We start from the raw sequence: 13,128 nt of genomic DNA, 5'->3' as shown, positions 1-13,128 counted from the left end.
GAGGGTGTTTTAGTTTAGGATGTCAAAAAAATAGTTGAGAGAAATCGTTTGTAAGTACATGAAATTGATTTGAAAGTTAATTGAAAGTTATACACAATCTGTGGATAACTTTGTGGAGGATTTGGTATAAATCAGAAAATCCCCTTGTACATGACAAAGGGATTTGAACTATTAGTGATTTGGTAACCAGCTGAGGGTAAAGTCAAGAGTCTTGGCATTGAGCAGTTCCTGATGGCTGATGCTTTGTTTCTCTTTTCCGTCAAGATGACAGTTTTTTACAAAGTGGAAGTGTTCATGATTTTGTTGTGTACGAATATCCAACCACTGATTTTTTTCTGTCAGATAGATACGAAGGTGGCCAAAGAGTGGAATCCCAAGATCATAGCTTGCTTTTCCTGGGCAAGTTGGGTAAAGCCCAAGAGCAGACCAGACATACCAAGCCGATAAACTACCGTTATCCTCATCTCCTGGATAAGCATCCCAGCCAGCTCGAAAGGCTTTTTGACGGAGAGTCTTGATTAAGAGACTGGTGTATTGAGGATAATTGCTATAGCGGAAGAGATAAGGGATGTGAAAGCTTGGTTGGTTTGAAATGGCTAGTTGCCCAAATGGCGCTGTTGCCATTTCGCTCATCTCATGGATTTCATATCCATAACCCGTCGTTTCAAAGAGTGGGAGACTTTGACAAGTTTTTAAGAGATAGTTGCTAAAGGCTTCTTTTCCACCCATTAGTTGACCAAGTCCAGAAATATCGTGCAAGACGCCGAGACTGGCTTGAATAGCTGAGCATTCGGCATAGTCCCGCCCCCAACTATAAGGAGAAAAGTCAGGACGGAAGTTGCCATCTACATCACGCGCCCTCATGTAGCCTGTTTCAGAGTCAAAGAGGTTCTGATAATTCTTAGCATATTGAGCATAAGTTTGGGCTATTTCTTCTTGACCTAATCTTGCTGCACAAGTAGAGATACAAAAATCACTGTAAGCATAGTCTAGTGTGTGACTGACACTTTCATGATAATCTGTGGATAGGTAGCCAAGTTCTTGATATTGGGCCAGGCCGTGTCGCCCGTTGATAGCTTTTGGATCTGCCTTAGTAGCAGTTTCAATCATGGCTTTGAGAAATTCATCCTCAAGCTCAGGCGCCATGTCTTTGCAAGCACTATCTGCAATAAGGCCATCAATCAGGGTTCCAGGCATCATTCCTCTTTCGTCAGGGGCAAGCCACTTAGGCAGATATCCAGTATCACGATAGCTATTGAGGAAGCCCTCAAGAAATTGGCGATAGTATTCCGAAATAATCAAGGCAAAGAGTGGGAATGAAGTACGGAAGGTATCCCAAAAACCATTATTGGTAAAGAGTAGACCAGGCTTGATCGTTCCTGAAGCAAGGTCTATATGAATAGTCTCGCCTTGCTCATTTACCTCATAGAAGGTTTGTGGGAAGAGGAAAAGTCTGTAGAGGCAGTGATCAAAAAATGTTCGATCTACTGGTCCAGTTTCCACGACATCAAAACGATCTAGAAGATCTTCCCAACTCGCTTTAGCGTTTATTTTCGTTTCTTCAAAATCTTGTTTAGGAAGATTAAAGAGGGCTTGTTCTTTGGAAATAAAGGAAGTCGCCAGTTGAACCTGAGCTTCCGCTCCAGCCAAGTCAATACGCCAGTCCTGTCCCTCTTGCTTGATAGATAAGATTTCTACTGAAAATGTGAGGGCAGTGAACATGGCTAGGGGACTTTTATTGGTTTCGGTTTCTCCTGCTTGTCTCAGGGCCAGAGTACGCTTATGGACTTGTTCGACTGTCAGTTCATCTGCGGCATGAAGATAGAGGGAGAGGTTCTTTCCTTGTCCTTGTCTTATCTGAAGGGAAGCACCATAGCAAGTAGGACTTAGTTGCGTTTCAATCTGGTAACGCTCAGAAAAAATCTTTAGAAAATGAGGATTAAAAATAGCACATTCAAGATTATAAGAAGATTGACGATGAAAGAGAGTATCGCCGCTGATTTCTCCTGTAATTGGTGTCAGCAAGAGCCAGGAGTAATCGCCAATCCAAGGGCTAGGTTGGTGGGTTAGTCGAATACCCTGAAAGATAGGAAGATGGGGATCAAAGAACCAAGATCCTTCCTGGTCACTAGTCTGGGGTACAAAGTAATTCATCCCAAAAGGAACACCTGTGTAGGGTAGGGTGTTTCCTCGCGAAAAAGCGTGTTTACTGGCTGTTCCAAAACGCGTATCAATGGTTTCAAGTATAGGTTTCATAGTAGTTCCTTCAGTAGTTTTCTACATTATATCAGAAAAAGGATACTTTTAGAAAATGACTTTCAAATATAACAATTTTGTAGAATAATGACTAACATTTGTGTATATATTTTCTGGACTAAAAGCTATATACTGAAAATGAAAATTTGTTTGAAAGAGGCAAAATAGTTTATGGTTTATTCAAAAGAAATTGTCAGAGAGTGGCTAGATGAGGTAGCAGAGCGTGCTAAAGATCATCCGGAATGGGTGGATGTCTTTGAACGTTGTTACACAGACACTTTAGACAATACAGTTGAAATCTTAGAAGATGGCTCGACCTTTGTGCTGACGGGGGATATCCCAGCTATGTGGCTTCGGGACTCGACTGCTCAGCTTAGACCATACCTTCATGTGGCAAAAAGAGACCCTCGTTTACGTCAGACTATTGCAGGTTTGGTCAAACGCCAGATGACTTTGATTCTCAAAGATCCCTATGCTAATTCTTTCAATATTGAGGAGAACTGGAAGGGTCACCACGAGACAGATCATACAGACCTCAATGGCTGGATTTGGGAGCGCAAGTATGAAGTGGATTCGCTTTGCTACCCCTTGCAGTTAGCATATCTTCTGTGGAAAGAAACTGGTGAAACTAGCCAATTTGATGAAACCTTTGTTACAGCGACCAAGGAAATTCTTCATCTGTGGACGGTAGAACAAGACCACAAGAACTCTCCTTATCGCTTTGTCCGTGATACTGATCGCAAGGAAGATACCTTGGTAAATGATGGTTTTGGGCCAGACTTCGCCGTAACAGGGATGACTTGGTCAGCCTTCCGTCCAAGTGATGACTGCTGTCAGTACAGCTACTTGATTCCATCAAATATGTTTGCAGTGGTTGTCTTAGGTTATGTCCAAGAAATCTTTGCAGAATTGAATCTAGCTGATAGCAAGAGCATCATTGCTGATGCCAAACGACTCCAAGCTGAGATTCAAGAAGGAATTGAGAACTACTCCTACACTACAAACAGTAAGGGCGAGAAAATCTATGCCTTTGAGGTAGACGGTTTAGGAAATGCTAGTATCATGGATGATCCAAACGTGCCAAGCTTATTGGCGGCTCCGTATCTGGGTTACTGTGATGTTAACGATGAAGTGTATCAAGCAACTCGTCGCACTATCCTGAGCCCTGAAAATCCATATTTCTACCAAGGAGAGTACGCAAGTGGACTCGGAAGTTCACATACCTTCTACCGTTATATCTGGCCGATTGCTCTATCTATCCAAGGATTGACAACGACGGATAAGGCAGAGAAGAAATTCTTGCTAGATCAGTTGGTTGCCTGTGATGGTGGAACAGGTGTGATGCACGAAAGCTTCCACGTAGACGACCCGACACTCTACTCACGCGAATGGTTCTCATGGGCCAACATGATGTTCTGCGAATTAGTCTTGGATTACTTGGATATCCGCTAATGAGCTTTTGCTCGACAGATTCTTGTACAGAATCACAAATATATTTTTAAATTTAAGTTAGAATGAGGTTTTACTCATGGAAAATGTTGTTGTACATATTATCTCTCACAGCCACTGGGATCGTGAGTGGTACTTACCTTTTGAAAGTCATCGTATGCAATTGGTGGAACTTTTTGACAATCTTTTTGATCTTTTTGAAAATGACCCTGAGTTCAAGAGTTTCCATTTGGATGGACAAACCATTGTCCTTGATGACTATTTAGAAATTCGCCCTGAAAACCGTGACAAGGTTCAGCGCTATATCGACGAAGGCAAGCTCAAGATTGGTCCTTTCTATATCTTGCAGGATGATTATTTGATCTCCAGCGAAGCTAACGTCCGCAATACCTTGATTGGACAAGCTGAATGTGCTAAATGGGGCAAATCTACGCAGATTGGTTACTTCCCAGATACCTTTGGAAATATGGGGCAAGCTCCTCAAATTCTTCAAAAATCAGGCATTCACGTAGCAGCCTTTGGTCGCGGTGTTAAACCAATCGGATTTGACAACCAAGTTCTCGAAGATGAGCAATTCACCTCTCAATTTTCTGAGATGTACTGGCAGGGTGCTGATGGTAGCCGTGTGCTTGGTATTCTCTTTGCTAACTGGTACAGTAACGGGAACGAAATTCCAGTGGATAAAGATGAAGCCTTGACCTTCTGGAAACAAAAATTGGCAGACGTACGTGACTATGCTTCTACTAACCAATGGTTGATGATGAATGGTTGTGACCACCAACCAGTACAGAGAAATATTAGTGAAGCTATTCGTGTGGCCAATGAACTCTTCCCAGACGTGACCTTTATTCACAGCTCCTTTGATGAATACGTTCAAGCAGTGGAAAGTGCACTTCCTGAACACCTATCAACAGTTACAGGTGAGTTGACTAGCCAAGAAACAGATGGTTGGTACACTCTTGCTAACACCTCTTCTTCACGCGTTTATCTCAAACAAGCCTTCCAAGAAAACAGCAACCTGTTAGAGCAGATCGTGGAACCGTTGACTATTCTCACAGGTGGACATAACCACAAGAATCAATTAACTTATGCTTGGAAAGTACTTTTGCAAAATGCACCACACGATAGCATCTGTGGATGTAGTATTGATGAAGTACACCGTGAAATGGAAACTCGCTTTGCCAAGGTCAATCAAGTCGGAAACTTTGTCAAAACAAACCTTCTCAATGAATGGAAACACAAAATAGCAACTCAAGAAGCGCAAAGTGACCACCTCTTTACCGTTGTCAACACAGCTTTACATGACAAGGTTGATACGGTTAGTGTTGTAGTGGATGTTGTCACTTGTGATTTCAAAGAATTGCATCCGACTGAAGGCTACAAGAAGATGGCAGCTGTGACCTTGCCAGATTATCACGTTGAAGATTTGGATGGTCATGTCATTGAAGCCAAGATTGAAGACTTGGGAGCAAGTTTTGGCTATACTTTGCCAAAGGATAAATTCCGTCAGCCATATATTGCACGTCAAGTGCGCGTGACAATCCCAGTTCACCTTGCTCCTCTTTCTTGGGCAAGCTTCCAATTGGTTGAAGGTCAAGTAAATCACCGTGATGGTATTTACCAAAATGGAGTCATTGATACACCATTCGTAACTGTGAGTGTAGACCAAGGAATTACAGTCTACGACAAGACTACAAACGAAGCTTATGAAGATTTCATCCAATTTGAGGACCGTGGTGATATCGGTAACGAGTACATTTACTTCCAACCAAAAGGAACAGAGCCAATCTTTGCGCAACTGAAAGGTTATGAAGTTCTAGAAAACAATGCTCGCTATGCTAAGGTCTTGCTCAAACACGACTTGACTATCCCAGTCAGTGCAGATGAAAAATTGGATGCTGAACAAAGAGGAATCATCGAATTCATGAAACGAGACGCAGGTCGTTCAGAAGAGTTGACAACCATTCCTCTTGAAACAGAGATGACTGTCTTTGTGGACAATCCACAGATTCGTTTCAAGACTCGCTTTACCAATACAGCCAAAGACCACCGCATTCGTCTCTTGGTCAAAACTCATAACACACGCCCAAGTAATGATTCTGAAAGCATCTATGAAGTTGTGACAAGACCAAATAAACCGGCAGCTTCTTGGGAAAATCCTGAAAATCCACAACACCAACAAGCCTTTGTCAGTTTGTATGATGATGTAAAAGGAGTGACCGTATCCAATAAAGGATTGCACGAATACGAAATCCTTGGAGACGACACCATGGCTGTAACTCTTCTCCGTGCTTCAGGTGAGCTAGGTGACTGGGGCTACTTCCCAACGCCAGAAGCCCAGTGCTTGCGCGATATCGAAGTTGAGTTTGCAGTAGAATGCCATCAAGCAGGCGAACGTTTCTCAGCCTTCCGTCGCGCCAAAGCCTTCCAGGTGCCATTTACAGCTCTTCAAGTTGCAAAACAAGAAGGTAGCGTCGCAGCAACAGGTAGTCTCTTCAATCATGCGGCACTGAACTTGCCACAAGTCTGCCCAACAGCCTTTAAAGTTGCCGAAAATGAAGAAGGCTACGTCCTTCGTTATTACAATATGAGTCAAGAAAATGTTCGCGTGTCTGACAAACAACAAACCATTCTTGACTTATTGGAACGACCATATCCAGTTCATTCAGGACTATTGGCGCCACAAGAAATTCGTACAGAATTGATTAAAAAAGAAGAAATTTAATTTCAAAAAGAAAACATAAACAGAAAGGAGGAGCGAAAAAGTAAGAACCAACTGCTGATTCGCTCCTTTTTACAGGTGAAAGCCATGACCCTTGCAACCATTGATATTGGAGGAACTGGCATTAAGTTTGCTAGTCTAACTCCTGATGGAAAGATTTTAGATAAGAACAGCACACCAACCCCAGAGACTCTAGAAGAGTTGCTTGCTTGGTTGGACCAACGTTTGTCAGAACAAGACTATCGTGGGATTGCTATGAGTGTGCCAGGTGCAGTTAACCAAAAAACAGGAGTGATTGAGGGAATTAGCGCCATTCCTTACATCCATGGTTTTTCTTGGTATGAGGCCCTTGCTCATCATAAGCTTCCTGTCCACCTAGAAAATGATGCCAACTGTGTTGGGCTCAGTGAATTGCTAGCTCATCCTGAGATTGAAAATGCAGCCTGTGTCGTGATTGGCACAGGAATCGGTGGAGCCATGATTATCAATGGAAAACTTCACCGAGGTCGTCATGGCTTGGGCGGTGAGTTTGGCTACATGACAACCATCGAGCCTGCAGAAAAGCTCAACAACTGGTCGCTACTAGCTTCTACGGGAAACATGGTTCGTTATGTGATTGAGAAATCAGGTCAGTCTGACTGGGATGGCCGTAAGATTTACCAAGAGGCTGCAGCAGGAAATGCCCTCTGCCAAGAAGCCATTGAACGCATGAACCGTAACCTAGCTCAAGGCCTGCTCAATATCCAGTACTTAATCGACCCAGATGTCATTAGCCTAGGTGGTTCTATCAGTCAGAACCCAGATTTTATCAAAGGCGTTCAAAAAGCAGTAGACGCCTTTGTGGAAAGATATGAAGAATATACTATCGCTCCAGTCATTCAAGCTTGCACCTATCATGCAGATGCCAATCTATACGGTGCCCTTGTCAACTGGTTACAGGAGGAAAACCAATGGTAAGTTTTACAGGACTTAGTCCCAAACAAGCCCAAGCTATCGAAGTCTTAAAAAATCACATTTCTCTACCGGATGTAGAAGTGGCAGTTGCTCAGTCTGACCAAGCTTCTATCTCTATCAAGGGTGAGAATGGGCAGTATCAACTGACCTACCGTAAACCTCATCAACTCTACCGTGCCTTGTCTGTGCTAGCAACAGCTTTAACAGAAGGAGACAAAGTAGAGATTGAAGAACAGGCTGCTTACGAAGATTTAGCCTATATGGCTGACTGTTCGCGCAATGCCGTGCTCAATGTCGCATCTGCCAAGCAGATGATTGAAGTCTTAGCTCTGATGGGTTATTCAACCTTTGAGCTCTACATGGAAGACACTTATCAAATCGAGGGGCAACCATACTTTGGCTATTTCCGTGGAGCATACTCAGCTGAAGAGTTACAGGAAATTGAAGCCTACGCCCAACAGTTTGATATGACTTTTGTTCCTTGTATTCAGACCTTGGCTCACTTGTCAGCCTTTGTCAAATGGGGTGTCAAAGAAGTCCAGCAACTTCGTGATGTAGAGGACATCCTCCTTATCGGCGAAGAAAAAGTCTACGATCTGATTGACGGCATGTTTGCGACTCTGTCTAAACTGCAAACTCGCAAGGTCAATATCGGTATGGACGAAGCCCATTTGGTTGGTTTGGGACGCTACCTCATCCTAAATGGCGTTGTTGATCGTAGCCTCCTTATGTGCCAACACTTGGAGCGTGTGCTAGATATCGCAGATAAGTATGGTTTCCATTGTCAGATGTGGAGCGATATGTTCTTCAAGCTAATGTCAGCAGATGGACAGTACGACCGTGATGTGGAAATTCCAGAAGAAACTCGTATTTACTTAGATCGTCTTAAAGACCGTGTGACCTTGGTTTACTGGGATTATTATCAGGATAGCGAAGAAAAATACAACCGTAACTTCCGCAATCACCACAAGATTAGCCAAGATATCGCCTTTGCAGGTGGGGCTTGGAAATGGATCGGTTTTACGCCTCACAACCATTTCAGCCGTCTAGTAGCTATTGAGGCTAATAAAGCCTGCCGTGCCAATCAGATTAAAGAAGTCATTGTGACTGGTTGGGGAGATAATGGTGGTGAAACAGCCCAGTTCTCTATTCTGCCAAGTCTACAAATCTGGGCGGAACTCAGCTATCGCAATGATTTAGAGCGCTTATCTGCACACTTCAAAACTAATACTGGTCTATCGGTTGAGGACTTCATGCAACTTGACCTTGCTAATCTTTTGCCAGACCTACCAGGAAATCTTAGTGGTATCAACCCTAACCGCTATACCTTTTATCAGGATGTTCTTTGCCCAATTCTTGATCAGCACATGACACCTGAACAGGACAAGCCTCACTTTGCCCAGGCAGCTGAGACTCTTTCTGACATTAAAGAAAAAGCTGGAGTTTACGCGTATCTTTTCGAAACTCAGGCTCAGTTGAACCAGATTTTAAGCAGCAAGGTTGATGTGGGACGACGCATTCGCCAAGCCTATCAAGCAGATGATAAAGACAGCTTGAAACAAATTGCCAGAGAAGAATTACCAAAACTCCGAAGCCAGATTGAAAACTTCCACAAGCTCTTTAGCCAACAATGGCTAAAAGAGAACAAGGTCTTTGGCTTGGATACAGTGGACATCCGTATGGGTGGACTCTTGCAGCGGATCAAGCGAGCAGAAAGTCGTATCGAGGCTTATCTTGCTGGTCAAATTGACCGCATCGAAGAACTAGAAGTAGACATCTTGCCATTTAATGATTTCTACGGAGATAAGGACTTCGCAGCAACGACAGCCAACCAGTGGCACACCATTGCGACAGCTTCGACCATTTATACGACCTAGAAAAACTCTATTCAGGAAGAAAGTTTCTCGTGAAACACACTTCTTATTATAAAAAAAGTTCTCCACATAAAATAATTTGTGGAGTTTTTTCTATAATTAGTAGTTTAAACTATCCTTAAAATAAGAGTATACTATTTTTGTAAACGTTATCAAATCTAAAAATTATGAGATTATCAAGTTTTAGAAAAATAAAAAGGGAGGAAATTATGAACAAGTTTTCAAAAACTTTGAGAGATAATTGGATATTTCTCTTAATGGTTTTACCAGGGACATTATGGTTGATTTTATTCTTCTACATCCCAGTATTTGGAAATGTGGTTGCCTTCAAAGACTACCATATGACTGGTGAAGGATTCGTTCACAGTATTATAAATAGTAAATGGGTCGGACTAGATAACTTTAAATTCTTGTTTAGTTCCAAAGATGCCTTTGTCATCACTCGAAACACTGTCCTTTACAACCTTGGATTTATCTTTATCGGTTTGATCGTGTCAGTTGGTATCGCTATTATCCTTAGTGAACTTCGCTCTAAGCAAATGGTTAAAATCTACCAAACATCTATGTTGTTCCCTTACTTCCTATCTTGGGTTATCATCAGTTTCTTTACAGATGCTTTCCTAAATATCGATAAAGGGCTTATCAATCACACCTTAGAAGCTCTCGGAATGAAAGGGATTAACTTCTACGCAGACATCAGTATCTGGCCTTACCTCCTCCTTTTCCTAGGTATCTGGAAAGGCTTCGGATACAGTAGTGTTATGTACTACGCTACAATCATGGGTATTGACCCAACTTACTACGAAGCAGCGACAGTGGACGGTGCTAGCAAATGGCAACGTATTCGCAACGTAACCATCCCTCAGTTGACACCACTTGTGACAGTATTGACCATCCTTGCAGTCGGAAACATCTTCCGTGCAGACTTCGGTCTCTTCTATCAAATCCCTCACAACGCTGGTCAGCTCTATAGCGTAACAAACGTATTGGACGTCTATGTCTTTAATGGTTTGACACAGACAGCAGACATCGGTATGGCTTCAGCAGCCGGTCTCTATCAGTCAGTCGTCGGTTTGATTCTGGTTATCCTATCAAACTTACTTGCAAGACGTGTTGATCCTAACTCAGCACTATTCTAGAAAGGAGGAGCATATGGCAAAAAAAATTCAAAAAGAAAAAATTGATAATGTTGGCATACACTCCTTCAGCAAGAAAGCAGATATCTTCTTTAGTATCATTTCTGGTTTGCTGGCCTTCTCTTGTATCTTGCCTTTCATCTTTGTCATCATTATCTCGATTACAGATGAGAAGAGTATCGTTCAATATGGATATAGCTTCTTCCCATCACAATTTGGATTAGATGGTTTTGAGTTTTTGGCTCAGTTCAAAGATAAGATTTTACAAGCGCTCTTTATCTCAGTATTTGTGACAGTTGTCGGTACATTGACAAACGTCTTTATCACTACAACTTACGCCTATGCCATCTCACGTTCAACATTTAAGTATCGTAAATTCTTTACAATCTTCGCTCTTCTTAGTATGTTGTTCAATGCTGGTTTGGTACCAGGCTATATCGTGGTGACTCAATTGCTTCACCTTGGTGATACTATTTGGGCCTTGATTGTTCCAATGCTTCTATCACCATTCAACATCATGTTGATGCGTTCCTTCTTCAAGAAAACCATCCCAGAAGCAATCCTCGAATCAGCTCGTATCGATGGAGCTAGTGAAGCTCGTATCTTCTTCCAAATCTGTTTACCGCTCTCACTACCAGGTATCGCAACGATTACACTATTGACAGCGCTTGGATTCTGGAATGACTGGTTTAACGCCCTTCTTTACATCAAGAGTGACAACTTGTATCCATTGCAATATTTGCTCATGCAAATTCAAAACAACATGGATTACATTGCTAAGTCAGTTGGTATGTCAGGACAACTTGCGGTTGCCCTACCAAAAGAAACAGGTCGTATGGCCATGGTCGTAGTTGCGACTGTTCCGATTGCGATCCTCTACCCATTCTTCCAACGCTACTTTGTAAAAGGTTTGACTATCGGTGGTGTTAAAGAGTAAGGAAGTCTAAGAAACAATGTTTCTTCTCTAACTCTGATTTTTCTGGCAAAGGAAAATCAACAATCTCAATTTGTTAATAACTTTAAAAATAAAAAAAGGAGTTTTTATAATGAAAAACTGGAAAAAATATGCTTTTGCATCTGCTAGCCTTGTCGCTTTAGCTGCTAGCCTTGCTGCTTGTGGAAACCTTAAAGGAAACAACCAAAAAGCTGCTGAATCATCGTCATCAGGTGATACAACTGTTATCAAAATGTACCAAATCGGTGACAAACCAGATAACTTGGATGAATTGCTAGAAAATGCAAACAAAATCATCGGAGAAAAAGTTGGCGCTAAATTGGATATCCAATACCTTGGTTGGGGTGACTACAGCAAGAAAATGTCAGTTATCACTTCATCAGGTGAAAACTATGATATCGCCTTTGCAGATAACTATGTCGTAAACGCTCAAAAAGGTGCTTATGCTGACTTGACAGAATTGTACAAGAAAGAAGGAGCTGACCTTTACAAAGCTCTTGACCCAGCTTACATCAAAGGTAACACTGTAAACGGTAAAATCTATGCAGTTCCAGTTGCAGCTAACGTTGCATCTTCACAAAACTTTGCTTTCAACGGCCCACTTCTTGAAAAATATGGAATCGATATCTCAGGTGTAACTTCATACGAAACACTTGAACCAGTCTTGAAACAAATCAAAGAAAAAGCTCCAGATGTAATGCCATTCGCTGTTGGTAAAAACTTTATTCCATCAGAAAACTTTGACTACCCAGTTGCAAATGGACTTCCATTCGTCATCGACCTTGAAGGCGACACTACTAAGATCGTTAACCGTTACGAAGTGCCTCGTTTCGTAGAACACTTGAAGACTCTTCACAAATTCTATGAAGCAGGATACATTCCAAAAGACGTAGCAACAAGCGAAACTTCATATGACCTTACTCAAGATACTTGGTTTGCTCGCGAAGAAACAGTAGGACCAGCTGACTACGGTAGCAGCTTGCTTTCTCGTGTTGCTAACAGAAACATCCAAATCAAACCATTTACTAACTTCATCAAGAAAAACCAAACAACTCAAGTTGCTAACTTTGTAATTTCTAACAACTCTAAGAACAAAGAAAAAGCAATGGAAGTGTTGAACCTCTTGAACACTAACCCAGAACTCTTGAACGGACTTGTTTATGGACCAGAAGGCAAGAACTGGGAGAAAGTTGCAGGTAAAGAAAATCGTGTTAAAGTCCTTGATGGATACAAAGGAAACACTCACATGTCAGGATGGAACACTGGTAACAACTGGATTCTTTACATCAACGAAAACGTAACAGATGAGCAAATTGCACAATCTAAGAAAGACTTGGAAACTGCAAAAGAATCTCCAGCGCTTGGATTCATCTTTAACACTGACAATGTGAAATCTGAAATCTCAGCTATCACTAACACTATGCAACAATTCGATACAGCTATCAACACTGGTACTGTAGACCCAGAAAAAGCTATTCCAGAATTGATGGAAAAACTTAAATCTGAAGGTGCTTACCAAAAAGTATTGGATGAAATGCAAAAACAATACGACGAATTCTTGAAAAGCAAAAAATCATAAGATAGATTGATTTCGTGTATTCATTCCTAAAAAGAGCGATCACTGCCTTGTCTAGAGCCTTCTAGATAAGGTGGTGATTCTTTTTATAATAAATACATATAATTATTTGTATTTTGTTCAGAGTTTTGCTCTTACATTTAACATTGGTTATAGACATATGAAAAAATACCATCTTATACTCAATGAAAATCAAAGAGCAAACT

8 protein-coding genes are annotated in these 13,128 nt (G+C 41.7%); 7 read left to right on the top strand and 1 reads right to left on the bottom strand.

Annotated elements, in window-relative coordinates; all coding sequences use genetic code 11:
* Nucleotides 1-171: 171 nt before the first annotated feature.
* On the bottom strand, nucleotides 172-2,256 hold the full coding sequence (locus HMPREF2795_RS05660; protein ID WP_075228427.1) for a GH92 family glycosyl hydrolase: 2,085 nt from the start codon (nucleotides 2,254-2,256) through the stop codon (nucleotides 172-174).
* Between the two features lie 171 nt (nucleotides 2,257-2,427).
* On the opposite strand from HMPREF2795_RS05660, the gene HMPREF2795_RS05655 reads away from it, so the two are divergent.
* The 7 genes from HMPREF2795_RS05655 (at nucleotide 2,428) to HMPREF2795_RS05625 (ending at nucleotide 12,925) form a co-directional block, all read left to right on the top strand.
* Nucleotides 2,428-3,708, top strand: a complete 1,281-nt coding sequence (locus HMPREF2795_RS05655) for a glycoside hydrolase family 125 protein (RefSeq protein WP_075228426.1) — start codon at nucleotides 2,428-2,430, stop codon at nucleotides 3,706-3,708.
* A 76-nt stretch (nucleotides 3,709-3,784) separates the two neighbouring features.
* Nucleotides 3,785-6,430 (top strand): alpha-mannosidase, encoded by a 2,646-nt coding sequence (locus HMPREF2795_RS05650; RefSeq protein ID WP_075228425.1) that lies wholly within the window; start codon nucleotides 3,785-3,787, stop codon nucleotides 6,428-6,430.
* Between the two features lie 84 nt (nucleotides 6,431-6,514).
* The gene (locus HMPREF2795_RS05645) at nucleotides 6,515-7,384 is read left to right on the top strand and encodes an ROK family protein (RefSeq protein ID WP_075228424.1); all 870 of its coding nucleotides are present in this window, start codon (nucleotides 6,515-6,517) and stop codon (nucleotides 7,382-7,384) included.
* The gene (locus HMPREF2795_RS05640) at nucleotides 7,378-9,258 is read left to right on the top strand and encodes a beta-N-acetylhexosaminidase (protein WP_075228423.1); all 1,881 of its coding nucleotides are present in this window, start codon (nucleotides 7,378-7,380) and stop codon (nucleotides 9,256-9,258) included. Before HMPREF2795_RS05645 ends, HMPREF2795_RS05640 begins: the two co-directional genes overlap by 7 nt.
* Nucleotides 9,259-9,464: 206 nt before the next feature.
* Nucleotides 9,465-10,394 (top strand): ABC transporter permease, encoded by a 930-nt coding sequence (locus HMPREF2795_RS05635; protein ID WP_049530327.1) that lies wholly within the window; start codon nucleotides 9,465-9,467, stop codon nucleotides 10,392-10,394.
* Nucleotides 10,395-10,407: 13 nt separating this feature from the next.
* The gene (locus HMPREF2795_RS05630) at nucleotides 10,408-11,328 is read left to right on the top strand and encodes a carbohydrate ABC transporter permease (protein ID WP_001074703.1); all 921 of its coding nucleotides are present in this window, start codon (nucleotides 10,408-10,410) and stop codon (nucleotides 11,326-11,328) included.
* 109 nt (nucleotides 11,329-11,437) lie between these two features.
* The gene (locus tag HMPREF2795_RS05625; RefSeq protein WP_075228422.1) at nucleotides 11,438-12,925 is read left to right on the top strand and encodes an ABC transporter substrate-binding protein; all 1,488 of its coding nucleotides are present in this window, start codon (nucleotides 11,438-11,440) and stop codon (nucleotides 12,923-12,925) included.
* The last annotated feature ends 203 nt before the right edge of the window (nucleotides 12,926-13,128 follow it).

Source organism: Streptococcus sp. HMSC056C01, assembly GCF_001811305.1.
Classification (GTDB): domain Bacteria; phylum Bacillota; class Bacilli; order Lactobacillales; family Streptococcaceae; genus Streptococcus.
Note: the sequence above shows the minus strand (reverse complement) of the source record. Positions and strands in the feature narration are given on the sequence as shown.